At 73.7% G+C, this 25,464-nt stretch carries 22 protein-coding genes and 1 pseudogene; 14 read left to right on the top strand and 9 right to left on the bottom strand.

Annotated elements, in window-relative coordinates:
* Window positions 1-49: 49 nt before the first annotated feature.
* Together IF55_RS26170 and IF55_RS26165 are read right to left on the bottom strand one after the other, a co-directional pair.
* Window positions 50-1,387: an SWIM zinc finger family protein gene (locus IF55_RS26170; protein ID WP_030885522.1), complete on the bottom strand. Its 1,338-nt coding sequence runs from the start codon at window positions 1,385-1,387 to the stop codon at window positions 50-52.
* Window positions 1,384-4,401, bottom strand: a complete 3,018-nt coding sequence (locus IF55_RS26165) for a DEAD/DEAH box helicase (RefSeq protein ID WP_037965756.1) — start codon at window positions 4,399-4,401, stop codon at window positions 1,384-1,386. The genes IF55_RS26170 and IF55_RS26165 overlap by 4 nt, the downstream gene beginning before the upstream one ends.
* Before the next feature lie 253 nt (window positions 4,402-4,654).
* On the opposite strand from IF55_RS26165, the gene IF55_RS26160 reads away from it, so the two are divergent.
* Both IF55_RS26160 and IF55_RS26155 read left to right on the top strand, forming a co-directional pair.
* A complete protein-coding gene (locus IF55_RS26160) occupies window positions 4,655-5,704 on the top strand; it encodes a fatty acid desaturase family protein (RefSeq protein ID WP_030885516.1) in 1,050 nt (349 codons plus the stop codon).
* Between the two features lie 71 nt (window positions 5,705-5,775).
* Entirely contained in the window at window positions 5,776-5,958 is a 183-nt protein-coding gene (locus tag IF55_RS26155; protein ID WP_030885513.1) for a hypothetical protein, read from the top strand.
* 197 nt (window positions 5,959-6,155) lie between these two features.
* Here IF55_RS26155 and IF55_RS26150 read toward each other — a convergent pair whose 3' ends face one another.
* Window positions 6,156-6,443 carry a hypothetical protein gene (locus IF55_RS26150; protein WP_398245419.1) on the bottom strand — a complete coding sequence of 96 codons (288 nt, stop codon included), beginning with the start codon at window positions 6,441-6,443 and terminating at the stop codon, window positions 6,156-6,158.
* Between the two features lie 632 nt (window positions 6,444-7,075).
* On the opposite strand from IF55_RS26150, the gene IF55_RS26145 reads away from it, so the two are divergent.
* From IF55_RS26145 to IF55_RS40795, 11 genes and pseudogenes are all read left to right on the top strand, one after another.
* Window positions 7,076-8,107 (top strand): 2,5-dihydroxypyridine 5,6-dioxygenase NicX family protein, encoded by a 1,032-nt coding sequence (locus IF55_RS26145; protein WP_030885509.1) that lies wholly within the window; start codon window positions 7,076-7,078, stop codon window positions 8,105-8,107.
* Between the two features lie 134 nt (window positions 8,108-8,241).
* Window positions 8,242-9,510 (top strand): FAD-dependent monooxygenase, encoded by a 1,269-nt coding sequence (locus tag IF55_RS26140; RefSeq protein WP_030885508.1) that lies wholly within the window; start codon window positions 8,242-8,244, stop codon window positions 9,508-9,510.
* Window positions 9,511-9,694: 184 nt separating this feature from the next.
* Window positions 9,695-10,561, top strand: a complete 867-nt coding sequence (locus tag IF55_RS26135) for an FAD binding domain-containing protein (RefSeq protein ID WP_030885506.1) — start codon at window positions 9,695-9,697, stop codon at window positions 10,559-10,561.
* 116 nt (window positions 10,562-10,677) lie between these two features.
* Window positions 10,678-13,053, top strand: a complete 2,376-nt coding sequence (locus tag IF55_RS26130; RefSeq protein WP_048832459.1) for a xanthine dehydrogenase family protein molybdopterin-binding subunit — start codon at window positions 10,678-10,680, stop codon at window positions 13,051-13,053.
* Window positions 13,050-13,583 carry a (2Fe-2S)-binding protein gene (locus IF55_RS26125; RefSeq protein WP_030885500.1) on the top strand — a complete coding sequence of 178 codons (534 nt, stop codon included), beginning with the start codon at window positions 13,050-13,052 and terminating at the stop codon, window positions 13,581-13,583. The genes IF55_RS26130 and IF55_RS26125 overlap by 4 nt, the downstream gene beginning before the upstream one ends.
* A 44-nt stretch (window positions 13,584-13,627) precedes the next feature.
* Window positions 13,628-14,371 carry an SRPBCC family protein gene (locus IF55_RS26120; protein ID WP_030885497.1) on the top strand — a complete coding sequence of 248 codons (744 nt, stop codon included), beginning with the start codon at window positions 13,628-13,630 and terminating at the stop codon, window positions 14,369-14,371.
* Window positions 14,368-15,039, top strand: a complete 672-nt coding sequence (locus IF55_RS26115; RefSeq protein WP_030885494.1) for an isochorismatase family protein — start codon at window positions 14,368-14,370, stop codon at window positions 15,037-15,039. Before IF55_RS26120 ends, IF55_RS26115 begins: the two co-directional genes overlap by 4 nt.
* Before the next feature lie 59 nt (window positions 15,040-15,098).
* The gene (locus IF55_RS26110) at window positions 15,099-15,980 is read left to right on the top strand and encodes an alpha/beta fold hydrolase (protein ID WP_211270038.1); all 882 of its coding nucleotides are present in this window, start codon (window positions 15,099-15,101) and stop codon (window positions 15,978-15,980) included.
* A 30-nt stretch (window positions 15,981-16,010) separates the two neighbouring features.
* A complete protein-coding gene (locus IF55_RS26105) occupies window positions 16,011-16,781 on the top strand; it encodes a maleate cis-trans isomerase family protein (protein ID WP_030885488.1) in 771 nt (256 codons plus the stop codon).
* A 237-nt stretch (window positions 16,782-17,018) separates the two neighbouring features.
* Window positions 17,019-18,041 (top strand): acetamidase/formamidase family protein, encoded by a 1,023-nt coding sequence (locus IF55_RS26100; protein WP_030885485.1) that lies wholly within the window; start codon window positions 17,019-17,021, stop codon window positions 18,039-18,041.
* A 250-nt stretch (window positions 18,042-18,291) separates the two neighbouring features.
* Window positions 18,292-18,540: pseudogene (locus IF55_RS40795) on the top strand (putative quinol monooxygenase); the annotation flags it as partial.
* Window positions 18,541-18,800: 260 nt separating this feature from the next.
* On the opposite strand, the gene IF55_RS26090 reads toward IF55_RS40795, so the two are convergent.
* The 4 genes from IF55_RS26090 to IF55_RS26075 form a co-directional block, all read right to left on the bottom strand.
* On the bottom strand, window positions 18,801-19,235 hold the full coding sequence (locus tag IF55_RS26090; protein ID WP_030885477.1) for an SRPBCC family protein: 435 nt from the start codon (window positions 19,233-19,235) through the stop codon (window positions 18,801-18,803).
* Between the two features lie 37 nt (window positions 19,236-19,272).
* The gene (locus IF55_RS26085; RefSeq protein WP_030885473.1) at window positions 19,273-20,082 is read right to left on the bottom strand and encodes an AAC(3) family N-acetyltransferase; all 810 of its coding nucleotides are present in this window, start codon (window positions 20,080-20,082) and stop codon (window positions 19,273-19,275) included.
* Between the two features lie 88 nt (window positions 20,083-20,170).
* Window positions 20,171-21,016, bottom strand: a complete 846-nt coding sequence (locus IF55_RS26080) for an SDR family oxidoreductase (protein WP_030885471.1) — start codon at window positions 21,014-21,016, stop codon at window positions 20,171-20,173.
* Window positions 21,017-21,101: 85 nt separating this feature from the next.
* Window positions 21,102-21,863, bottom strand: a complete 762-nt coding sequence (locus IF55_RS26075) for a polysaccharide deacetylase family protein (protein WP_157854428.1) — start codon at window positions 21,861-21,863, stop codon at window positions 21,102-21,104.
* 235 nt (window positions 21,864-22,098) lie between these two features.
* Here IF55_RS26075 and IF55_RS26070 point away from each other — a divergent pair, with 235 nt between their 5' ends.
* Complete coding sequence (locus IF55_RS26070) at window positions 22,099-23,082, top strand: SCO4651 family lipoprotein (protein WP_030885466.1); 984 nt, start codon at window positions 22,099-22,101, stop codon at window positions 23,080-23,082.
* A gap of 133 nt (window positions 23,083-23,215) precedes the next feature.
* Here the strand turns inward: IF55_RS26070 and IF55_RS26065 are convergent, their stop codons facing one another.
* Both IF55_RS26065 and IF55_RS26060 read right to left on the bottom strand, forming a co-directional pair.
* Window positions 23,216-24,514: an MFS transporter gene (locus IF55_RS26065; protein WP_030885464.1), complete on the bottom strand. Its 1,299-nt coding sequence runs from the start codon at window positions 24,512-24,514 to the stop codon at window positions 23,216-23,218.
* Window positions 24,515-24,650: 136 nt separating this feature from the next.
* Entirely contained in the window at window positions 24,651-25,412 is a 762-nt protein-coding gene (locus IF55_RS26060) for an SDR family NAD(P)-dependent oxidoreductase (RefSeq protein WP_030885461.1), read from the bottom strand.
* Window positions 25,413-25,464 lie beyond the last annotated feature (52 nt).

The following is a 25,464-nucleotide window of genomic DNA, read 5'->3' as shown; positions in this document are numbered from 1 at the left end:
CACCCATCGCCTATGAAACTACCGGTGTCTCCCCGCTTAACCCTTCGATTCATTCCTCTGTGAGGGGTATGGAGAGAGCCATCGCCAGTGCCGCCGCCGGATTCGCGTCCCCCGGCCCGGCCGGTTCCCAGCGCCCCCGCTCCTTGCGGTACGGCCACCAGCGGCCGTCCCGGGCCCGGCGCAACTGCGCGTCCGCCCCCACCGCCGTCCAGCGGTCGCCGCCCGCCGCGCGCAGCCGCGGCGGGCGCTCGTCGCCCTCCCAGGCGGCGGCCAGCTCGGCGCGGGCCCGCGCCGACTCCGCCGGGTCCGGCGTCCACTCCTCGTCGAGTGCGGCGAGCGCCGCCGCTCCGCCGTGCCCCCAGGCCCGTACGGCCCGCGCCAGCCCGGCGGCGTCGCGCCCGCAGCCCGCCGCGAGCCGGGCGGCGATCCGAGGCTCGGGCCCCGCCGCGGCGAGCCGCACCGCGTCCTGCCCGACCGTGAGCGGCGCCCCGGCCGCCTCCTCATCGCCCGGCTCGGCCAGGGCCCGCGCCAGCAGTCGCCGGGCCCGTACGGCCGCGACCGACGCCAGGAACTCCAGCGCGCCCGGGTCGACCCCCGGCGCCGGGGCGGGCTCCCCGTCCAGCGCGGGCGGCCCGCCCGCCTCCGCCTCGGCCTCGGTCACGGCGGGCGGCGGCTCCGGGAGCGGCGGCACGGCGCCACGGGCCGCGAACGCCTCCGCCGCGTCCACCCCGGCCGCGCCCCGGCTCGCTGAGGGGGCGTCCGCCGGGCGCGCGACGTCCGCGTGTGCCGCGCTGCGCCGCTGCAACTCGTCCAGCAGCTCGCCCTCACCGCGGCCCCGCATCAGCAGCAGCACGAACGGGTCCTCATCCAGCAGCCGCGCCACCTGGTAGCACAGCGCCGCCGAATGCGGACAGTGATCCCACGCCTCGCAGCCGCACTCCGGCTCCAAGTCGCCTATCTCCGGCAGCAGTTGGATTCCGCACACCGCGGCGTCCTCGGCCAGGTCCGGCGGCATGTCGCGGTCCAGCAGCGCGGCGATGTGCCCCGCCCGGTCCGCCGCCATCTCCAGCAGCCGGTCCCAGTCGCCGTCCGACAGCACCTGCACCAGGACGTCGGAACGGACCTGCGTGCCGTCGCGGTCCCGCACCACGGCCGTGATCCGCCCCGGCCGCACCGATACGGCGCCCACCGCGCCCTCGCGCGCCCGCTGCCGCCCCTTCTTCAACTGCTGCCCGTCCAGCGCCGTGTCCTCCAGCGCCTTCAGCCACGCCAGCCCCCACCAGCTCCGCGCGAAACCGCGCCCCTGGGCGGGCGGCAGGGCCGCGAACGTCCGCTCCCCGCCCCCGAGCCCACCGGCCGTCCGCCGCGCCTCGCGCCCCGCGCTCATCGGATGCTCCCCCTCAACTCGACCAGCTCCGCCAGTTCGGCGTCGCTCAGCTCACTCAGCGCGGCCTCGCCCGACCCGAGCACCGCGTCGGCCAGCGCCTGCTTGCGCGCGAGCAGGCCGGCGATCCGGTCCTCGACCGTGCCCTCGGCGATCAGCCGGTGCACCTGCACCGGCTGGGTCTGCCCGATGCGGTACGCGCGGTCGGTGGCCTGCGCCTCGACGGCCGGGTTCCACCAGCGGTCGAAGTGCACGACATGCCCGGCGCGCGTCAGGTTCAGCCCCGTGCCCGCCGCCTTCAGCGACAGCAGGAACACCGGCACCTCGCCGTCCTGGAACCGCCGCACCATCTCCTCACGGCGCGTCACGGACGTACCGCCGTGCAGGAGTTGGGCCCCCACCCCGCGCGCCGCCAGATGCTCCCGCAGCAGCCGCGCCATCTGGACGTACTGCGTGAACACCAGCACGCTCGCGCCCTCCGCGAGCATCGTGTCCAGCAGCTCGTCGAGCAACTCCACCTTGCCCGAGCGGCCCTCGATCCGCGTCCCGTCGCCGGGCCCCTCCTTGAGGTACTGGGCGGGGTGGTTGCAGACCTGTTTCAGGCCGGTCAGCAGCTTCACGATCAGTCCCCGGCGCCGCATCCCGTCCGCCGCGGCCACCTCCGCCATCATCTCGCGCACCACGGCCTCGTACAGCCCGGCCTGCTCCTTGGTGAGCGCGACCGCCCGGTCCGTCTCGGTCTTGGGCGGCAGCTCGGGCGCGATGCCCGGGTCGGACTTCCGGCGGCGCAGCAGGAACGGCCCGACGAGCCGCGCCAGCCGCTCGGCGGCGGCCGGGTCCGTGCCGCTCTCGACGGCCCGCGCGTAGCGGGTACGGAACCGGGCGAGCGGACCGAGCAGCCCCGGCGTCGTCCAGTCGAGGATCGCCCACAGCTCGGACAGGTTGTTCTCGACGGGGGTGCCGGTCAGCGCGACCCGGGCCTTGGCGCCGATGGTGCGCAACTGCCGCGCGGTCGCCGAGTACGGGTTCTTCACGTGCTGCGCCTCGTCGGCGACGACCATGCCCCAGTCGCCGCCGGCGAGAGTGCCGGCGTCCAGCCGCATGGTGCCGTACGTGGTGAGCACGAACTCCCCGCCCGCCAGGCCGGCGAGGCTGCGCGAGCCGCCGTGGAAGCGGCGCACCGGGGTGCCCGGCGCGAACCTCTCGATCTCCCGCCGCCAGTTGCCGAGCAGCGACGTGGGGCAGACGACGAGGGTCGGACCGGCGGACCCGGGGGTCTCCTGCCGGTGCAGATGGAGGGCGATCAGCGTGATGGTCTTGCCGAGCCCCATGTCGTCGGCGAGGCAGCCGCCGAGGCCCAGTTCCGTCATCCGGGCGAGCCAGCCGAGGCCGCGCGCCTGGTAGTCGCGGAGCGTCGCGGCGAGGGCGGCGGGCGGGCGGACCGGCTCCCGGCCGGCCGCGTCCGGGTCGGCGAGCCGGTCGCGCAGCGCGGCGAGCCACCCCGTGGCCCGCACCTCCACGCTCTCGCCGTCGGACTCGGCCCGCCCGGTCAGGGCCGCGCCGAGCGCCTCGACCGGCGCGAGCTTGCGGTCCGGCCGCTCCCGCGCGCGGCGCACCGCCTCCGGGTCGATGAGCACCCACTGATCGCGCAGCCGGACGGCTGGACGGCTCGCCTCGGCCAGCGCGTCCAGCTCACGGCGCGTCAACTCCTGCCCGCCGACGGCGAATTGCCAATGGAAGTTCAGCAGGGCGTCGGCCGAGAGCAGGGGCGGCGGGCCGGACTCGGCACGCTCCGCCGCACGCGCCGCCCCGCCGTCAAGGCCGCCACCTGATCCGCTGCCGGACGGGTCGAACCCGTCGGGCGGCGGCCCGATGACGGCGTGTGTGGTGAGGCCGCGGGCCAACTCCTTCGGCCAGTGCACCTGTACGCCCGCCGCGCCCAGCGACCGGGAGGCGGCGCCGAGCAGTTCGGCCACCTCGTCGTCGGCGAGGTCGAGCGCGTCGGGGACCGCGGCGGACAGCAGCGGGCCCAGCGCGGGCCAGGCGCGGGCGGCGCGGCGCAGCGCGAGGAGGGCGTCCATCCGGGCGCGCGGCCCGAAGCCCGCCGCGGCACCGGCGCCGGACCAGACGTCGACGGCGTCCGCGACGAGGGCCGGGTCGGTGAGGCTGTGCACCTGGAGGACGGCGCGCAGCCGGAGCCGTACCGCCGCGCCCCCTCCAACGGCGTCCTCGACGTACTCCTCGGGGGTTTCGGCGTTCTCCACCGGGACTGCGACGTGCTCCACGGGCACTTCGCGGGCCTCGACGCGCAGCGACAGCCGTACGCCCTCGTCGTGCCCGGCGGCGACGCCGGCGGCCCAGGCGCGCTGCTCGGGCAGGCGCGTCGGCTCGTCGGCGGCGAACGCGGGGCCGCCCGCCGCGAGGGCCGCGGCGGGGGAGCGCGGCAGCCCGTCGGCGACCGCGTCGAGGAACGCGCGCAGCAGCGGCTCGGGCTCCGGCAGCAGCGGAGGGTCGGTGTCCGGGAGCGGCGCGGCGTGCGCGGCGGGCGGCATCGCGGCGGCCAGCTCACGGATACGCCGCAGGTCCTCCGGGGCGAGCGGCCCCACCCGCCACGCGTCGTGGTCGGTGGCGGACAGGCCCGGCAGCAGCCGGCCCCGCGCGGCGAGCTGGAGCGCCAGCACGGCCGCCGCGCCCCAGAAGGCCGCCGCCTCGTCGGCCCGCGCCGTACGGGCTCGGGTGAGGGCCGGCAGGGCGTCGCGTACGGGCAGCAGGAGGGCCTGTACGGGCACGACCGCGATGCCCGTCCCCTCGGGCACCACGACGGTCAGCTCCTCGACGGGGCCGAGCCCCGCGGGCGGCTCCTCGTCGGGGTGCCAGAAGGCGACGCGTCCGGTGCGCGCCGGGTCGCCGGGGAGGAAGACGGCCGAGCGGTGGGCGAGCCGGGCGAGCTCGGCGGAGGACGGTGGAGGCGATGCGGACGTGCTGGAGGGATGGGAGCGAGCAGAGGGAGCTGTCACGGTGTCGACGCATTCCTCAAATTTGACTACCTGGAGTAAAGCCCGCGAATGCTACCTCGGCAATCGCCGCGCACCTAGGGAATTTCATGTGGCCCGCATCACTGTGCGCGTGCGAGTCGCGTCCATGGTGTAGGCAACCCCCCTGTCCCGGCCGGGGGTTGCCCCCAGGTGGGGCCGGGTGGTGACGCCATGGTTCGGCCACGGCCCGAACCATACGTTCATGAGGTCAGCCAGACCGAGCCCCGGAGACCTCATGCCCCAGTCAAGCGCCGTCCTCGCCGAACCAGCAGCGGGCGGCGAACCATCGGCGGGCAGCGACTTCGCGCCGCTCCTGCGCCAGGTCCGGGAACAGGGCCTCCTCGAACGGCGCCGGGGCTGGTACGCGGCGGGCATCACCGTGAACCTCCTCGCCCTGGCCGCCATCGCCGCCGGGCTCGTCCTCCTCGACGGCTCCTGGTGGACGCTGCTCCTCGCGCCCCTCGCCGCCGTCTTCTGGGCCCGTACCGCCTTCATCGGACACGACAGCGGACACTCCCAGATAGCCGCCTCCCGCCGCGCCAACCGCGTCCTCGGGCTCGTCCACGGCAATCTGCTGCTCGGCATGAGCGTCGGCTGGTGGAACGACAAGCACAACCGCCACCACGCCAACCCCAACCACGTGGACAAGGACCCCGACGTCGGCGTCGGCGCGCTCGTGTGGACCCAGCGGCAGGCGGCCGAGCGCGCGGGTTTCGCGCGCTGGCTCACCCGCAACCAGGCCTGGCTCTTCATCCCGATGCTGCTCCTCGAAGGCATCGCGCTGAAGGTCTCCAGCATCCAGGACCTGCGGCGGCAGCGGCCGGGCGAGCGGGCCGTCGAGGGCGCCCTGCTGGCCCTGCACTACGCCGGCTACTGCGCGCTGCTCCTGTCCTGCATGACGCCGGGGATGGCCGCGGCCTTCGCCCTCACGCACCACGCGTTCTTCGGGCTCCACCTCGGCCTGGCCTTCGCGCCCAACCACAAGGGCATGGAGATGCCCGACCCGGACGGCGAGCGCTGGGGCCACCTGCGCCGCCAGGTCCTCACCTCGCGCAACGTGCGCGGCGCGCTGCTCACCGACTGGTTCCTGGGCGGCCTGAACTACCAGATCGAGCACCACCTCTTCCCCAGCCTGCCCCGCCCCCACCTGCGGCTCGCCCAGCCCCTGGTCCGCCACCACTGCCGTGCGCTGGGGCTCCCGTACACGGAGACTGGACTCATCGACTCCTACGGGCAGGCGCTGCGCCACATGCACGAGGTGGGGGCGCCGCTGCGGACCGGCTGAGGAACCGGGCGCGCCCGGCGGACGTTGCAAGGAGACGAAAGCGGCAGTCGCCGCAGGAGGAGGCGGAAAAGATGACGAACAGGGCGAAAGTCGCCGTCGGCGGTGTGGCCGTAGGAGTGATCCTGTTGTGGCTGCTGCCCTTCTGGGCGGCGGTGCTGGTGATGGTCGGGGTCCCGGTCGGCGCGTATCTGCTGCTCGACCCCTCCCAGCGACGCCGGCTCAAGCGGGTCTCGCGCAAGGAACTGGGCCGCTGACGCCCGCGCGCCCCGCGCCCGCGTCCCCGGCCCTGAGCCTCTACGGACGTCTTCTGTAGACAGACGTCTTCTGTAGACATACGGAGCCGTCTACGGGCGTGCGCCGCGCGCCCAGGTCATGAGGGGGAGGCGCCCGGGGCCGCCCCGGTGCCCCCCTGTTCTTCGTCCGTGTCGGTCCGTGGCGGCCCGTGCCGGTGTCAGGCGGCGGGCAGGCCCAGCAGTGAGCGGGCCACCGTGTACGGCGACTCGTCGCGCTCGCGCGCCAGCGCGATGACCGCACGGCAGGCGAGCTCGTTCACCCCGAAGGTCAGCGCCTCCGGCGTCACCCAGCGCGCCGCCTCCGAACTCCGCTGCTCGTCGTTCTCGGCGCACGCGGCCACATATGTCGCCGCCGCCTCGAAGAGGTTGCGCTGCCTGCCGACCGGGTGCACGGTCCCGGGCAGCGTCCAGGCCGCCTCGATCCGTTTCCGGAGCCTGTCGAACACGCGGATCACCCGCCCCACGCCGAGGTCCGTCCCCGAGGTCCGGCCAGGGGCCGTCCCGGGGGGCCGTCCCGAGGACCGTTCCGAGGACCTTCCAGTGTGCGTGCCCGGGGGCGTGCGCATTAACCCTTCGGGAACGGCGGGCGACCGGCGCTCGCCGGCGCGTGTCGGCGAGAGCCGGAACGAGCGTCCGCGAGGCGGCCCGGCCGCCATCACGCCCGTAAGCCACCGCGTACGTCCCCCCAGCGCCCGAGCACACCAGTAGCGCCCCGGCACCCCGGCAGCACCCCAACAGCCGGACGTGTCCGGAAAATTCACCGCCGTCTCATCGACCCCATGGCCGCCGCACCTGCCGCTCCCCGCCGCGCCGTCTGAGCTGGCAAGACGTGGCCCGCGCGGCCGTCGGGGCGGAGTCCGGCGGGGGAGGCGGGCGGTGCGCGAGCGGCGCGGAAGGCTGCCGGGGCCCTTGCCCCAACGGGTTAGTACGTGTTCGGATTATCTCTGTCGGGACGTCGACCCCACCCGCGTTTCCGCTGCTCAGGCTGGGTGCGCGGCGAGCTGTCCGGGCTGCCCGCAGGCCCCTCGCGCCGCGGCCCGAAGCCCCGTACTCCGAGACGACTCCTGGAGGACACACCGTGTTCGACCTCTCATCCGTCGACCTGCTGGACGCCTTCACCCGCGAACTGACGATGTGCCGGGTACGCCCCGGTGAACACGTGGTCGTCCTCTCCGAGCCGGCCAGCCGGGGCGATTACGTCGCCGCGGCCTTCGGCGCCGCCAAGGCGTGCGGCGCCCACGTCATCTCCGCGACCGTCCCCGGCGGCAGCCCGGCCCCGATCCCCAGCACCCACACCGGCGCCGGCCCCGGCCTCACCTCCGTGCTCACCGACACCACCGCCCAGGACCTGCTGAAATCCGCGGACCTCGTGGTCGACCTGACCCAGGAGGGGTTCATCCACGCGCCCGTACAGCAGGAGATCCTGCGGGCCGGCACCCGCATCGTCTTCGTCTGCGACGCCCCCGACGTACTGATCCGCAACCTTCCCCAGGACGGCGACAAGGACCGCTGCCTCCAGGCCGCCGACCTGCTGAAGCGGTCCGCCGACATGCGGGTCACCTCCCGCGCCGGCACCGATCTGAGCGTCCGGCTGGAGGGCTCCCGGCCGGAGTTCCAGTGCGGCTACGCCGACGACCCCGGCCGCTGGGACCACTGGCCCAGCACGATGGTGCTGTGCTGGCCGGAGATCTCCAACGGGCGGATCGTGCTGGCCGAGGGCGACATCCTGCTGCCCTTCAAGGAGTACGTGCGCGAACCCGTCACCCTCGAAGTCCGCGACGGCCACATCGAGGACGTCACCGGCGGCGCGGAGGCGAAACTGCTCACGACCTTCTTCGAGGACGCCGACGACCAGTGGGCGCGCAGCCTCTCCCACATGGGGTGGGGGCTGATGCGCGGCGCCGACTGGTTCGCCACCGCCCTGTACGGCAAGGGCGACTTGATGGGCATGGACGCCCGCGCCTTCGCGGGGAACTTCCTGTGGTCCACCGGCCCGCACCCCGTGCTCGGCCGCGAGTCGTACGCGCATCTGGACATCGCGATGCGCGGCTGCACCGTCTCCGTCGACGGCACCGAGACCGTGACGGACGGCGTGCTCGCCGACCGCTGACCGCCACCGGCCCCCACCGCGGCCCCCGCCTCGGCCCCCGCTCCCAACCGCCCCCGCTCGCCCGGCCCTTCCCCGCTCGCCCGGCCCCGCCGCCGCGTACCGCGAGCCCCACCCCGTACCGCCCTGGAGGAGACTTGGCGCCCAGCCAGTCGTACGAAGTCACCGTCGTCGGCGGCGGACTCGGCGGCCTCACCGCCGCCCTCGCCCTGCGCCACCGCGGCATCCGCGTCACCGTGCTCGAACAGGCCGGCCGGCTCGGCGAGGTCGGCGCGGGCATCCAGACCGCCCCCAACGCCAGCCGCGTCCTGCTCTCCCTCGGCCTGCGCCACCAGCTCGAAGCCATCCACACCGAACCCCAGGACCAGGTCCGGCGGCGCTGGAAGGACGGCAGGATCGTCGCCCTCACCTCGCTCGGCGACCACTGCAAGGACACCTACAACGCCCCCTACTGGCACTACCACCGCGCCGACCTGCACCGCGTCATCATGGACGGCTGCACCGACCCCGACGGCCCCGGGCCCGCCGTCCGGCTGCTGACCGACAGCAAGGTCGTCGGCCTCGACCGCACCGACCCCCGCCGGCCCACCGCCGTCACCGAGGACGGCGCCTGCCACCCCGCGGACGCCCTCATCGGCGCCGACGGCGTGCGCTCCCGCGTCCGCGACCTGATGGGCGCCGAGGACACCCTCGTCTTCTCCGGCGAGATGGCCTACCGCGCCCTGATCCCCGGCGACCTGATCGCCGCCGACCCCGCCACCCGCTGGCTCGTCGACCGCTACCAGAGCACCATCTGGTACGGGCCCGACCGGCACCTCGTCCACTACATGATCCGCGGCGGCCAGTATCTGAACGTCGTCGCCTGCGTGCCCTGCACCGACGACGTCGCCGAACGCTGGAGCGCGCCCGCCGCCCCCGGCGAACTGGCCGCCGCGTTCCCCGGCTGGGACGACCGGGTGCCCGCGATGCTCTCCAAGGCCAAGGACGACGTCTCCCGCTTCGCCCTCTACTACCGCCGCCGCGACCCCGTCTGGATGGACGGCAACGTCGCCCTGCTCGGCGACGCCTGCCACGCCATGCTGCCCTACCAGGCCCAAGGCGCGTCCCAGGCCATGGAGGACGCCGCCGTACTCGCCGAGGAACTCGGCGCCGTCACCGCGAGTGGCATCGAAGGGGCGCTGCGCCGCTATGTGAACCGGCGCGCCACCCACGCCGGGATGGTGCAGGACGCCTCGCTGCGCAACAAGACCTTCTACCACTACCCGGACGGGCCGCTCCAGGAGGAGCGGGACGCCCGGCTGCGCAGCTTCGAGGGGGAGTCGGACGTGTCCTACGACTGGCTGTGGAGCGGTTCCCCGCTCGCCACCCCCGACCTGGGCGCGTTCTCCTACCCGTTCGCCCGCTGACGCCCGTTCGCACGCGGCGCCGCGCCGCACCGGCCCCGCCCCTGGACAGGGGCGTCGTACGGGCCACACTCCCCCCTGAGCCCGTACGGCGCCCCGCGCACCGCCCGCCGCACCGCACGCCGATCCGTCGCCCCGGCCCGTCCGACCCCGCGCGGAACGCCCCACCAGCACGTAGAGGAGGACCATGAAGCCCGCCGCGTTCACCTACCACCGCGCGCGCGACGTCGACGGCGCCACCCGCCTGCTCGCCGAACTCGGTGACGAGGCGAAGCTCATCGCCGGCGGCCAGAGCCTGGTCGCCATGATGAACTTCCGGCTGGCCCGGCCGCGTCACCTCATCGACATCGGCGGCATCGACGGCCTCGACCACCTGCGCACCGACGCCGGCGGCGCCCTGCGCGTCGGTGCCCTGGCCACCCACCACGCCGTGCACACCGCGCCCCCGGACCGCCTCGGCCCCGGCCACGCCGTCATCCGCGACGCCATGCGCTGGATCGGGCACCTGCCCATCCGGACCCGCGGCACCGTCGGCGGCAGCCTCGCCCACGCCGACGCCACCGCCGAGTGGTGCCTGCTCGCCACCCTCCTCGACGCCGAACTCACCGCCCGCGGGCCAGGCGGCCGGCGCCGCATCGCCGCACGGGACTTCTTCCACGGCTACTACACCACCGCCCTGGAACCCCACGAGATGCTCACCGAGATCACCTTCCCCCGCCCCGCGCCGCACGCCGCCCTCACCGAATTCGCCGAACGCCAAGGGGACTTCGCCACCGTCTCCGCCGCCGTGTCCCTGGACCTCGCCGACGACGGCGCCCTCCGCGGCGGCCGCGTCGCCCTCGGCGGCGTCGACGCGCTGCCCGTGCGCGTACCCGAGGCCGAGGAAGCCCTGGGGTCCGGCGCGCCGCCCGGCCCCGAGACGTTCGCCCGCTGCGCGGAGGCGGCGGCCGCCGCCATCGACCCGCCCGACGACGCGAACGGCAGCGCCCACTACCGCAGAACCCTGACCCGCACCCTTGTCACCCGTGCCTGCGAGGAGGCGATGGCCCGGTGAACGGCGAAGCCCGCACCCCGGGGCCGTACGACGCCACGAGCGGCGAAGCCCGCACCCCGGCCCCGTACGACGCCACGAGCGGCGAAGCGCACGGTTCCGCTCCTTCCCGCCCCTGGATCGGCGCGTCCGTGGGGCGTCGCGAGGACCCGCGGCTGCTCACCGGTCGCGGCCGGTTCACCGACGACATCCATCTGCCCGGCATGCTGTACGCGCAGTTCGTCCGCAGCACCATGGCCCACGCCACCGTCACCGCCATCGACCTCGACGGCGTGCGCCAAGTGCCGGGCGTCGTAGCGGCGTTCACCGCAGCCGACCTCGACCTCGGCGACATCACGGCACGCCTGGACCGTCCGCGCTCGGAGTACGTGCCCACCGACATGCCCGTGCTCGCCCGCGACCGGGTCCGCTACGCGGGCGAGCCGCTGGCGATCGTCGTGGCCCGCGACCCGTACGCGGCCGAGGACGGCCTGGAGGCCGCGAAGGTGACGTACGAGCCCCGCCCGCCCGTCACCCGCGAGGCCGACGCCCTCGCCCCCGGCGCGCCCCTCGTGCACGACGAGGCGCCGGGCAACACCCTGGTCGACGTGTCGATGTTCGCGACCGAGGGCATCGACACGGTCTTCGCCGAGGCCCCCTGCGTCGTCGCCGTCGAGGCCCGCACCGGCCGGCAGAACGCCCTGCCCCTGGAGACCCGCGGCGCCGTCGCGAGCTGGGACGACCGCGAGGAACAGCTCCTGCTCCAGACGTCCAGTCAGACCCCGCACCAGGTAAGGACGGTGACGGCCCGTTGCCTCCGGCTGGACGAGCGGTCCGTACGCGTCGTGGTCCCCGACATGGGCGGCGGCTTCGGCCAGAAGTGCGTCGTCGGCCGCGAGGAGATCGCCACCGCCGCGGCGGCCCTGCGCCTCGACCGCCCCGTCAAGTGGACCGAGGACCGCAAGGACGCGCTCACCGCCTCCTTCCTCGCCCGCGAACAGCACTACGAGGCCCGCGCCGCCTTCGACGCCGACGGGCGCGTCCTGGCCCTCGACGCCGACATCGTCTGCGACATGGGCGCCTACTCCTGCTTCCCCTTCACCGCCGGCATCGAGCCCCTGATGGCCTCCGCCGAGATGCCCGGCGTCTACAAGGTGCCCGCCTACCGGGTCCGGGCCCGCGCCATCACCACCAACAAGGCCCCCTCCGCCCCCTACCGGGGCGTGAGCCGCCCCCAGTACGTGATGGTGATGGAACGGCTCTTCGAACGGGCCGCCCGCGAGCTGGGCGTCGACGCCGTGGAACTGCGCCGCCGCAACCTCATCACCGAGTTCCCCTATACCGGCGTCAACAACATCACCTACGACCCCGGCTCGTACCGCGAGGCCCTGGACCTGTGCGAACGGACCCTGCGCGACGAAGGCTGGTACGAGCGGCGCGCCGCCGCCACCGCCGAGGGCCGCCACCTGGGCATCGGCTACTCCTGCTTCAGCGAACGCACCGGCTACGGCTCCACGGCCTTCGCCCAGCGCAAGATGGAGGTCGTGCCCGGCTACGACATCGCCGAGGCCCGCATGGACACCAGCGGCGCCCTCGTCGTCACCACCGGCACCATGAGCCACGGCCAGAGCCACGAGACCACCATGGCCCAGATCGCCGCCGACCAGCTCGGCCTCGACCTCGCCAAGGTCCGCATCCACCAGGGCGACACCGACCGCGTCGGCTACGGCTGGGGCACCTTCGCCAGCCGCTCCATCGCCGTCGGCGGCAGCGCCGTCCGCCTCGCCGCGGCCAAGCTGGGCACCAAGCTCCGCCACCTCGCCGCGGCCCGGTGGGGCGTTCCGACGGAGGAGACGGAACTGGGCCGGGGGCTCGTACGGCGCCGCGGCGACCAGGCGCAGTACTTCACGTACGAACAGCTCGCCGACATCGCCTACCTCAAGGCGCACCTGCTCCCCAAGGGCCTGGAACCCGGCCTCAGCGCCACCGCCACCTTCGACGTCTTCAACGACGGCACCTTCTCCAACGCCGCCCACGGCGTCGTCGTCGAACTCCACGAAGGCACCGGACAGGTGGAGATCCTGCGCTACGCCTGCGTCGAGGACTGCGGCGTGGCCATCAACCCGAAGGTCGTCGAGGGCCAGGCGCGCGGCGGCATCGCCCAGGGCATCGCCGGCGTCCTCTTCGAGCAGATCACCTACGACGACCAGGGCGAACCCTCCGCCACCAGCTTCATGGACTACAAGGTCCCCACCGCCCACGAGATCCCGAACATCACCGTCGCGCACCTGGAGACGCCCTGCGCCTTCACCGAGACCGGGGCCAAGGGCGCGGGCGAGGGCGGCACCATCGGGGCGCCCGCCGCCGTGCTCAACGCCGTCAACGACGCCCTGCTGCCCACCGGCGTCGAACTCGACTCCACCCCCGTCACCCCCGAGACGGTCGCCCGCGCCCTGGAGCGGACCGCGACGGCATCGCCTCGACCGGAATACACCCGCCTGGAGCGCACCCGATGAGCGATACCACCCACCACCCGCACCACCAGCAGCTCATCGGCCTGCACGTGAACGGCGAGCAGTACGAGATCCTCACCGAGCCCCGCCGCACCCTCGCCGACGCGCTCCGCCACGACCTGGGGATCACCGGCACCCACGTCGGCTGCGAACACGGCATCTGCGGCGCGTGCACGGTGCTGCTCGACGACGCGCCCGTACGGTCGTGCCTGATGTTCGCCGCCCAGGCCGAGGGCGCGCGCGTCCGCACCGTCGAGTCGCTGTCCGACGGCCGCGAACTGAGCGACCTGCAACAGGCGTTCAGCGCGCACCACGCCCTGCAGTGCGGCTTCTGCACACCCGGGTTCCTGATGCTCGCGGAGGGGTTCCTCGCCGAGCGGCCCGACGCGACCAAGGAGGAGATCCGCGAGGTCGTCGCCGCCAACCTGTGCCGCTGCACCGGCTACCAGACCATCGTCGAGGCCATCGACGACTGCGCCGCCGCCCGCCGTCGGGTGGCGCCCACCGCTCTCGCCCCCGCACAGGACGACTGACCACCGCGCCACCGCGCCGCCGTCGGGCGGCGGAAGGAGAATCCATGCAACTGAACCACACGGTGCCGGTGAAGGCGGCCCCCGACGAGGTGTTCGCCCTCGTCAACGACGTCGCACGGGTCGCCTCCTGCATGCCGGGCGCCGCTCTTGACGGCCGCGACGGCGACGCCTGGCAGGGCAGGGTGCGGGTGAAGGTCGGCCCGATCACCGCCGCGTACGCGGGCACCGTCCGCTTCCTGGAGAGCGACCCCGCCGCGCGCCGGCTGCGCGTCCAGGCCCGCGGGGCCGACACCCACGGCAGCGGCGACGCCGAGGCGCTCGTCGCCCTCGCCGTCACCGAGGCCCCCGAGGGGGCACGGCTGGAGCTGACCACGGACCTGGTCATCCGCGGCAAGATCGCCCAGTTCGGCAAGGGCGCGGTGGCCACGGTCTCGGGCAAGATCCTCGAACAGTTCGCCCAGAACCTCGGCACGCTGCTCGACCAGGACCGCGCGGCGGGCGGCACGGAGGCCCCGGCGGCGGCCGGTGCGCCGCGGGCCGTGCCCGCCGCCACTGCCGCCGTCGCCGCCGCCGATGCTGCCGCCGCCGGGGCCTCCGCGCCGCAGCGGCAGCCGGTCCTCGCCGGGCAGAGCGAGCTGAACGGGTTCTCGATGATCGTCGGCCCCGCCCTGGCCAAGTACGGGCCGCCCGCCGCGGCCTTCGCCTTCGGCCTCTTCGAAGGCTGGCTCCTCGGCCGCGCCCTGACCCGCGAGAAGCACTGCTGCCGCGCCGCCGGGGGCCCGCGATGACGGGCGGCAGCGGACGGTACGGACCGGAGACCGACCGTACGTACGCGCGCGCCGGCTTCGGGACCCCCATACGGCGCGGCAGCCGCCCCGCCCTCGTCGTCGTGGACCTCACCCGCGGGTTCACCGAGGACCGCTTCGCGTGCGGCGCCGACCTCACCGACGTGGTGGAGGCGACCGCCACGCTCGTACGGGCCGCCCGCGCGGCCGGCGCGCCGGTCCTCTACACCGCGATCGCCTACACCCCGGCCGAGGCCGAGGGCCGCACCGTCACCTGGCTCGACAAGGCCCCTGGCCTGCGCGTACTGACCGAGGGCAGCGAGGCGGTCGCCCTCGACCCGCGGCTGCCCCGCGCGCCCGAGGACGTCCTGGTGGTGAAGAAGGGCGCCTCCGCGTTCTTCGGCACCTCGCTGGCCGCGAACCTCGTCGCGCTCGGCCGCGACACGGTCCTGCTGTGCGGGGCCACGACCAGCGGCTGCCTGCGGGCGAGCGCCGTCGACGCCGTGCAGAGCGGCTTCCCCGTGCTGGTGCCGCGCGAGTGCGCGGGCGACCGGGCCCAAGGCCCGCACGAGGCCGCGCTGTTCGACATCGACGCGAAGTACGGGGACGTCATCGGCCTGTCCGACGCGCTCGCCTACCTCAGCCGACTCTCCGAATCGCCTGCCACGTGAGCGCCCTGACGCCCCGCCGGCTCAGCGATTGACCCGCCATCATCAGGAGGAAGCCCGTCTTGCCGTCACGCTCCCTCGGCCAACCCGCACTCGCCGACCTCGCCGATGCCCCGGCCACCAGCCGCTGGGTCCGCTCCGGCGCGCTGCGCCTGCACGTACTCGACTACGGCGGCGACGGCGTGCCGCTGCTCGTCCTGCCCGGCATCACCAGCCCCGCGATCACGATGGACTTCGTCGCCCGCGGACTGACGGGCCAGGTACGGCCCGTAGTCCTCGACGTACGGGGCCGCGGCCTCTCCGACGGCGGTGACGGGGACGCGTACGACCTTCAGGCGTACGCGCGGGACGCCGAAGCCGTCATCGTCGGGCTCGGCCTGGACCGCCCGCTGCTCCTCGGCCACTCGATGGGGGCGCGGATCGCCGCGGTGACCGCTGTACGCGGCGTGGCGCCGGTCGCCGGCGTCGTCGCCGTCGATCCGCCGCTGAGCGGCCCCGGCCGCGATCCGTACCCCACCTCGCTCGCCGCCTTCCTCGGCCAGTTGGAACAGGCCCTACGGGGCACGGACGCCGACGAAGTGGCCCGTTCATGGCCTCGGTGGCCGCGCCGGGAACAGGAGTTGAGGGCCCGTTGGCTGGCGAGCTGCGGGGAGCGGGCGATCGCGGACACCCACCGGGGGTTCGAGTCGGAGGACTTCTTCGACTGGTGGCCCCGTGTCCCGTCCCCGGTGGAGCTGCTGTACGGGGAGCAGAGCCCCGTGGTGACGCCGGAAGGTGTAAAGGAGTTGACGGCCAGTCACCCCGCTGCGCGTATGACGCCGGTGCCGGACGCGGGGCACATGGTCTTCTGGGACAACCCGCCGGCCGCGTTGAACCTGCTGCGGGAAGCCCTCACCCGCGTCGCCGGCCGCGCCGGGAGCGCGCCCGGCAGCTCCGATGACTGACGCCCTTCCCGCGCGAGCCAGGAAAGAAGAATGACGACCCATCACATAGGCATGATCGTGCCCAGTTCCAACCTCACCATGGAGACCGAGCTGCCGCGGATGCTGCGGTCCCGCGAGAGCGTACGGCCGGACGACCACTTCGTCTTCCACAGCAGCCGCACCCGGATGCGGCGCGTGACCCCCGAGCAGCTACGCGATATGAACGCCCAGACGGAACGCGCCGCCCTCGAACTCGCCGATGCCCGTCCCGACGTCGTCGCCTCCGCCTGCCTGGTGGCGATCATGGCGCAGGGCCCCGGCCACCACTGTGCGGCGGAGGCCGAGATCACGGCTGCGCTGCGGGGGCAGGGCTCCGAGGCCCCGGTCGTCTCCAGCGCGGGGGCTCTGCTGAGCGGCATCGCGGCCCTCGGCGCGCGTCGGGTCGCCGTCGTCACCCCGTACATGAAGGACCTCACCGCCATGGTCACCGGCTATCTGGAGGACGCCGGGACCGAGGTCGTGGACGCGCTGAGCCTGGAGGTCCCCGACAACCTCGCGGTGGCCCGCCTCGACCCGGACGCGCTGCGCGAGCACTGGCGGCGCCTGGACCTGACCGGGGCCGACGCGATCGTCCTCTCCGCATGTGTGCAGATGCCCTCGCTGTCGGCCATCCAGTATGTGGAGGACGCCTCGGGGCTGCCGGTCCTCTCCGCGGCGACGGCCACGGTCCACCGCGTCCTCACCGAGCTGGGCCTGCCGACGGTGGTTCCCGACGCGGGCCGCCTGCTGAGCGGCGCGTACCCGGCCCCGGCCGCCGCGTGATGCCGGGCATGGGCCGGGAGGAGTACGGCGTCTTCCGCAACCGGTGCTGCCTCCATACGCTCTTGGTGCGTAGATGAACGGGGGAAGACAGAGGGAACAGACAGACAAGAGGGGCGAGAGCGACAGAAGGGGCAGGAGCGGCGTGAGGCGGAGGCGTAACCCATGCGATGCCCCTGCGACGCTCCCGTCCGTCCCGGTCCCTCCCGCCGGCCCCGCACACCGTGACCAGGAGCCCGTATGAACGACCCCGTCGCAGACCCCCGAATCGTGACCGTCCGGCCCGGCGAACAGGACTACGCCTGGACGTTCGGCGGCGCCGCGCCGGTGGCCCGCATCGCGCCCGGCACCGTGCTCGACGTCTTCACCGAGGACTGCTTCGGCGGCCGGGTACGGACGGACAAAGACCTGGTCTCGGAGGTCTGCGAGTTCCCGTTCGTCAACCCGCAGACCGGGCCGTTCTACGTGGAGGGCGCGGAGCCCGGCGACACCCTCGCCGTGCACTTCGTCTCCATCGAGCCCCGCCGCGACTGGGCCGCCTCCACCACCGTGCCGCTCTTCGGCGCCCTGACGGCCACCCACGCCACCGCCGCCCTGCACCCGCCGCTCCCCGAGGCCGTCTGGATCTGGCAGTTGGACCGCGAGCGCCGCCAGTGCCGCTTCACGGCCCGCGACAGCGAGCTGGAGCTCACCCTCCCCATGGACCCCATGCACGGCACGGTCGGCGTCGCACCCGCGAATCTGGAGGTGCGCTCCGCCCTGGTCCCGGACGCCCACGGCGGCAACATGGACACGCCCGAGATGCGCGCGGGCGTCACCTGCTACCTCGGCGTCAACGTCGAAGGCGCCCTCTTCAGCCTGGGCGACGGCCACGCCCGCCAGGGCGAGGGGGAGACGTGCGGGGTGGCGGTCGAGACGGCGATGCACAGCGTCGTCATCGTGGAGCTGCTCAAGGGCGTCGCCACCCCCTGGCCGCGCCTGGAGTCGGACACCCACATCATCTCGACGGGTTCCGCGCGCCCCCTGGAGGACGCCTTCCGCATCTCCCAGCTCGATCTGATCCAGTGGCTCGCGCGGGACTACGGCCTGAGCGAACTGGACGCCTACCAGGTCGTGACACAAGCCGTCGAATCCCCGCTCGCCAACGTCTGCGACAGCAACTACACGTGCGTGGCCAAGCTCCGCAAGGAGTGGCTGCCGCCGGCGGAGCCGCACGGCGGCCTCCACGACCACTTGCGGGCGAGGGCGACGGCGCTGAGCTGAGGGGGCGCCCGGCCGGGACCGGCTGTGGCACCGCCCGATCGGCGGGCGCCGACCGCAGCCCGTCGCGGCTGCCGTCACTGCCGCGGCAGAGCCCGGCGGAGCCGTCCGGCGGCGCCCGAAAGCGGCGGGTTTTCCGGCAGGGCCGGAATCGGCGGGGTCCGCGCTTCCGGGCCCGGTACCGTACCCGGCACGCTGGGGGCTTCCCATTCGACCCGGCGGCCGGCCCGCCGAGCAGCGAAGGAGCAGCGCCATGATCCTCATCAACGTCAAGTTCACCGTCCGCCCCGAGTACGCCGAGGAGTGGCTGCCGCGCGTCGAGGGGTTCACCCGCGCCACCCGGGCGGAGCCGGGGAACGTGTTCTTCGAGTGGTCGCAGAGCGTGGAGGACCCGAACCAGTTCGTCCTCCTGGAGGCGTTCAAGGACAGCGAGGCGGGCGAGAAGCACGTCAACTCGGAGCACTTCCGGGCGGCGATGGCGTGGATGCCGGAGGTCATATCCCTGGCCGGGCGCCCGACGCCTGGCACGCACTCCCCCAGCTACCGCTGGGAGGTGCCCCCGGCGGCGTTGCCGAAATGCCCTAGTAGCTCCTTCCCCGAGCTCTCGGCTCCGCTCAAGCAGGGGAGGCCCCACTCGAGGACCTTCCGGCGCCTTGCGATCGCACGCACCAGACGCCGTGCGCTGATCCGACCAGGGATATGACACAGGCTCTGAGCGGTACGCACGTACGGGGAAGGGGGCGGCGGGAGCCGCCGCCTCCTTCAGCCGTCGAGCAGCCGGCGCAGAGCCCTCCCGAAGACGAGCCGCCCGGCCCAGGCGGTCAGGGGATCGAAGACGCGCGGCACGCCGCGGATGCGCAGCTCTTCGGTCCAGCGGGCGCGTGAGCCGGCCCCGTGCCCGTACACCTCGATCTCGGCCCAGCCGGTGATCGCCCTGCCTCGCTTCTCCAGCCGGCAGCGGCCCGGGCCGTGCCCGGTGGGCGGCTGCCAGCGGACGACCTCCATGGGGTCGTCGAGGGCGAGGGGGCCGAGGCGGGTACGGGCGGTGAACCGGGTGCCGGTGCCGCTCGGCGGCGGGGTGGTCACGGTGATGCGGGTGAGCGGTACGGACACGGCGTGCCGTTCCCAGTGGGTGAGCCGCCGCCAAGCCTCGTCCACCGGCAGGCGGCTGCGGCGCTCGATCAGGAACGGGGCCATGGCGCCATCGTAGGCGCCGGGGCGGGCCGGGGCCTTTTCAGGGCTCGGGCACGTACGGCCGGTGGCGCGTGATCCAGGTCCGGGCGTACGCCACGGCGTCGGCCAGCGGAAACAGCCGGGCCTCGGCCGCGCCGACCGTGCCCCTGATCACCGGCCGTTCCTTCTCGAAGTCCGCGCCGAGTTCGTCGAAGCGCGCCCCGCTGATGCCGGTGTCCCGTACGGTCATCCACCGGCGTCCGAGCGGCGTCATGGCCGCGAAGGAATTGTCGACCTCCGCCGCGGGAACCCGGCACTCGGCGAGGTGGAAAGCCGTACAGGATTCGAAGTCGGCTCCCAGCAGCAGAACGCGCGCGCCCGCCTCCTCCAGCCGGGCCAATGGGCTCCGCTCCCCGAGTCGGCAGTCCAGCGCGTGCCCGTCCGTGATGGCCGAACCCAGCGGTCCGATAGCGGCGAATGAGGTCTGCGGATGAGCGCTGCGCACCGCCCCCGGCCAATTGCGTACGGTCTCCGGGATGACGCCGATACCGAAGGTCGGCGTGGTACGCGCGTCATACGCCGGCATCGAGGCCCGAATGGCCGGCCACCACTCCTCGGGAACCGGCGGATTGCTCCAGTGCGACGGGTCCGAATTCTCCCCGGAATGCGCCGGCACCACCAGCGTCCCCGCCGCCCCCAGCACATCCAACAGCGCCTCCACCACCGCCCCGGGCCCGCCGCAAACCCACCCGAGCGAACTGAGCGACGAATGCACCAGCAGCGTCTCACCCGCCCGAACACCAACACCGCGCAGCTCGGCGCCGAGAGATTCACGCGTACACAAAGGCCCAGAAGGAAAACGTGTCACCATAGGCCCCCACTCTGCCCCCTCCCCTCACCCCGCTCCACCCCTTTTCGAAACCCGGGCCCCGGCCCCATAGGGCCGGGGCCCGTTGTCGTCAGTGGCGGGCGGGGGTGGCGGGGGTGAGGTCGTGGGCTTTTTGGACGAGGGCGGGGCGGTGGCCGTCGTTGAGGGGGCGTTGCCATTGGTTTTCCATTTGGCGGCGGATCTGGGGTTCCAATGGGGTGGGGAGGACGTGGCGGTAGCGGGTGTCCTCGCCGAGGAGGACGGCGACGGTGGTCGCGTAGACCGGTTCGGGGTCGTGCTGCTCGTGGGGGAAGGCGAGTTCGGAGTAGTCGAAGAGCCGTTGGGACGGGTCGTCCCGCCACGTTTTCCACGCCTCGAACATCGTGTCGTTGAAGCCGGTGAGGAACGGGCCGGGGTTGATGGTGGCGACGGTGACGCCGAATTCGGCGAGTTCCTGGTCCAAAGCGTCCGCGAACGCCTCCACGGCGTGTTTCGACCCGGCGTACGCGCCCGTGAACGGGTCGACCGTCAGACCCGCGACCGAGGACATGAACACGATCCGGCCGCTGTTCCGGGCGGCCATCTTCTTCGCGAACCCCTGCGTCAGCAGAATCGGGCCGAAGACATTCACCTCGAACTGGCGGCGCAGCCGGTCGGCGGGGATGTCCACCGTCGAACCGCCCTCGGAGATGCCCGCGTTGTTGAGGAGTACGTTCACATCCCACGTCCAGGCGTGCTCCCGGTCGCCGGGGTCGGTGACGTCCAGCTTCTCCACCCGCAGTTCCGCGCCGCGCTCCCGTGCCTCGGTCCGTACCGCGGCGATCTGGGCGGCGATCTCCACGCCCGCGATCACCCGGTGCCCGGTCGCGGCCAGGCGCAGGGCGACCTCCTTGCCGAACCCGGTGCCCGCGCCGGTGATGAGGATCGCGCCCGTCATGGTCGTACCGCCTTTCCGTCGTTCACGATGCCGTCATTCGTTATTCGCCTGTCGACGGCGGGGGCCGGGCCGCCCGCCCGCGAGGTCACCCCGCTGGATGCGCGTCGGGCGTGGTGAAGCGGTACCCGGCGGCCTTGAGGCGGGGGAGATAGACCTTCAGCGCCTCGATCGTCTGGGTACGGTCCGCGAGCCCCTCGTGCTCGGGGACGTCGCTCCCGCTGAGGGTGCCGTCGTGGTTGAGGACGATCGAGCCCGTACCGGCATTGGCCAGCACGCGGTCGGCGATGACGCGGCTGCCCGGGTTGGACCAGTCCTCCGGGTCGACCGACCAGGAGATGGGCCGCAGCCCGAGCGCGGCGCACTCGGCCATGGCGGCGCGGGCGAAGTGGCCGCCGGGCGCCCGGAAGAGCACAGGCTTCCGGCCGGCGGTCCGCCCGATGACGTTCTGGGTGCGCCGGATCTGGTCGCGGACCTGCGCGGGGCGCAACGCGCCGAGGTCGGGGTGCGACCAACTGTGGTTGCCGATCGCGTGCCCGGCCGCGGCGACCTGGCGCACCGTCTCGGGGTACTTCGCGACATTGGCACCCAGCATGAAGAACGTCGCCCGCACGCCGTGCCGGGCCAGGACGGCCAGCACCCGCGGCGTATACAGCGGGCTGGGCCCGTCGTCGAAGGTGAGGGCCAGCGTCTTGGCCCCGGCGCGTACGGTACGTTCCGGCCGCTCCGGCACGGGAGGCGCGGCTCCCTCCGCGGCATGAGCCCGCGCGACGGCGGACAGCGAGAGCAGCCCCACCCCGCAACCGGTGAGGAAGCGGCGTCTCGGTACGGCATTACGGTCAGTGGCCATTGCCCCAGCCTCAGCCACCCCGCCATCCCAGCCGTGCCGCCCCGCCGCTCCCACCCGCCGCATCACCCCAACGGCCAGCGCGAACGACGTGCTCAGGCAGCCGACCGGGTGAGGACCTGGTGGCCGCGGGGAGCGGTGCCGGCTGGTGCTGGTCGGGAAATTGCTTCGTGGAATGTCAGACCAGTGCATTACGGTGCGTTGCATAGATGGTTTTGAGTGACAAAAAGGGTGGGGCATGCGGAAGAGCACGATGCGGCGCGTGGGGGTCTCGCTGACCGCGGTGGCGGTACTGGCGGGTGTGACGGGCTGCCAGAGCGGTTCGGACGAGGACGGCAAGGCGGACAAGGCGGGAAAGGTCGTCGGCGCCGAGAAGACCGACAAGGCCGAGGCCGACAAGGGGAGCCAGGGCTCCCAGCGGGGCGCGGAGAAGCGTGAACCGGCGCAGGCGATCACGGCGGCGTACAAGAAGACCTCGGCGGCGAAGTCCGCGAAGGTCGTGATGACGCTGGCGACACCGGCGGCGATGGACGGCGGCGGCACCACGAAGATGTCCGGCGTCATGGGCTGGGACCCGATGGCCATGGACATGGTCGTGAGCACGGACAAGAAGAGCGGCGTCGCCGGTCAGCCCGACAAGTCGCGCGTGATCTGGCTGGGCGACGTCATGTACATCGACATGGGGGCGTCGGCCAAGGAGCTCAACGGCAAGAAATGGGCCAAGCTCGACCTGATGGCCGCCGCGAAGGGCGCCGGCGACGCGCAGGTCATGAAGCAGATGACCGCGAGCATGGAAGACATGAACCAGGACCCGGCCCAGCAACTGGCGCTGCTGCTCAACGCGCCGAAGATCCAGCACCTGGGCCCGGGCGAAGTCGACGGCGCCCCTGCCGAGCACTACAAGGGCCTGCTGCCGGTCGAGGACGCGCTGAAGGCCAGGAAGAGCCTTTCCGCGTTCACGCCCGAGCAGCGCGAGAAGCTGCTCGCGAACGTGAAGAAGACGGGCATCAAGGGCTACGACTTCGACGTCTGGGTCAACAGGGACGACTACCCGGTGAAGATGGACGTGCGGATCGACTCGTCGGAGGGCGCGATGAACATCACCGCGAAGTACTCCGACTACGGCACCAAGGCCGCCGTGCAGGCCCCGCCGGCCGACGAGACCGTCGACCTGATGAACATGCTCAAGGACCTCCAGAAGCAGACGAAGGGTCTGAACTGAGGGGCCGCGCCCGGGGCGTTGCCGGTCGCTGACCGGGCGCGGGCAGGGAAACGGACACGGGCGCGGGTGCGGAGACGCACGCGGACACGGACGGGCGCGGACACGGACGGGCGCGGGCACGCGGGCCGGCCGGTCAGCGCAGCGAGCGGATCGCCGGGCTCGCGGCGACGAGGACGGCGCAGCCCAGGACGGCGCCGCCGCAGACCAGGAACAGCGTCGTCGTGCCGTACGGGAGCAGGACGCCGGCGAGTACGTAGGAGAACGGGTCGAACGCCACCGTGGCCAGCACGACGAGGCTGAGCACGCGGCCCAACAGCCGCTCCGGCACGCGTTCCTGCAAGGTGGCCACGATGACCACGCCGAGGAACGCGGAGCCGAGGCCGACGAGCGAGGCGACCGCCGTCGCGGCGACGACATGGGTGGCCGCGGCGAGTCCCGCCGTGCCCGCGCCGATCGCCGCGACGCCGCCGGCCACGGTCCAGCCGCGCCGAGCGGGCGGCCGCCACCCGGCCACCAGCGAACCGGCCAGGGAGCCGGCGCCGAAACCGGAGAGCACGACGCCCAGCGCCCCCGCGCCGCCGAGGCGTTGGTCGGCGAGGACCGCGCCGCCTACGAGCACGGGACCCACCACCGCGATGTTGATCACGGCGACGGCCGCCAGCATCCCGCGCACCAGGGGCTCCCGCCAGGCGTAGCGCAAGCCCGCGCCGAGGGCCCGCGCACTGCTGAGCCGTTCCTCGCCGAGGGCGTCGTCCGGACCCGTGCCGTTCCCGGCGCCGTCGTCCGGGCCCGTGCCGGTGCCGTTCTCTGCGCCGTCGCCACCCCGCCGTACAACGCGGACGAGCGTGCTCAGGGCGAGGGCGGCCAGCGCGGCCATCGCCGCGATCACACCGAGCGTCGCGTCGAAGCCGACCACGGCGATGGCCCCGGCCGCCACCGCCGGACCGATCAGATCGCCCCCCGACTCCGCGCCCTGCACCAGCCCGTTGACCCGCGCGAGCCGTTCCGTCGGCACGACGGCCGGCAGCAGAGCCAGAGCCGCCGGGAAGTACGCGGCATCGGCGACGCCCAGCAGCCCGGCGAGCAGCGCGACCGTCGCCGGCGACGGTGAGCTGAGGGTGGTCACGGCGCCGAGCGCGACCAGGACGGCGACCCGGAGCCAGGCGGCGCCGGACGTGATACGGGCGGGCCCGACGCGGTCGACCAGGACCCCCGCGGGGAGCAGCAGCGCCGCTCGCGGCAGCGCCACCGCCACCAGCACGAACCCCGTGGCCCTCCCCGGCCCCGACAGGTCGAGGACGAAGAGCGTGAGCCACACGAGGAACAGCGCGTCCACCACGGCCGCCAGCCCCTGGCCCACGACCAGCCGGCGCAGGTGCGGGTCCCCGAAAGGCCCGCGTGGGAGAGCATGGGCGGCCGGTTCCGTCGTCATCGTCGGCCTCCGTCGTTGTCGTGAGCACCTTCGTGGGCGGCCGTCTGCGTCGTGGACCTCTGTCGTCGCGGGAACCCGCCGCCGTGAGCCCCGTCATCCCGGGCGCCCGGGGCCACCTGCGCCGCCGGCGGGACCGTCATGCGATGTGCGTGCCCCCGTCGACCGTCAGCGTGCTGCCGGTGACGTAGGACGCCGCGTCGGAGACGAGGAAGACCAGCGCCGCGGCCAGCTCCTCGGGCTCCCCGACGCGGCCCGCGAGGACCCGCGGCAGCATCGCCTCGACATAGCCGTCGGCGTAGCCGTCGGTCATCGCGGAGGCGAAGAGCCCCGGCGCGAGGGCGTTCACGCGGATGCCCTTGCCGGGGGTCCACTGCTGGGCGAGATCGCGGGTGAGCCCGAGGAGCCCGGCCTTCGACGCCGAGTAGGCGGCCTGCGGCAGACCGCCCGTGACCAGGGCGAGGATGCTGGAGACGTTGACGATGGCGCTGCCGGGCGGCATCACCGCGCCCGCGGCCTGGGCCATCCAGTAGGCGCCGTTGAGATTGATGTCGATGACCTCGCGGAACCCCTCCGGCGACTCCTCCGCCGCGGGGCGTTCACTGCTGATCCCCGCGTTGTTGACGAGAATGTCCACCCGCCCGAACGCGCCTATCGCCGCGTCGACCAGCGCGCGGCACTCCTCAGGGCTTGCGACGTCGGTCCGTACGGCGACGGCCCGGCGCCCCAGCCGCTCGACGGCCGTACGCGTGGCCGCCAGCCTCTCGGCGCGCCGCGCCCCGAGCGCGACATCGGCGCCGGCCTCGGCCAGCGCGGTGGCGAAGGCGACACCCAGCCCGGAGGAGGCGCCGGTGACCACGGCGACGCGGCCGTCGAGCCGGAAGCGGTCGAGGATGCTCATGGCCGCCGCCCGCCCCGCCGGCGCATCGTGATGCGCACTGCGTTTCTTCTCG

This window comes from Streptomyces varsoviensis (genome assembly GCF_000718635.1).
In the GTDB taxonomy this organism is placed as follows: domain Bacteria; phylum Actinomycetota; class Actinomycetes; order Streptomycetales; family Streptomycetaceae; genus Streptomyces; species Streptomyces varsoviensis.
The sequence above is the reverse complement of the archived record's forward strand: the minus strand, read 5'-3'. Positions and strand labels throughout refer to the sequence as shown.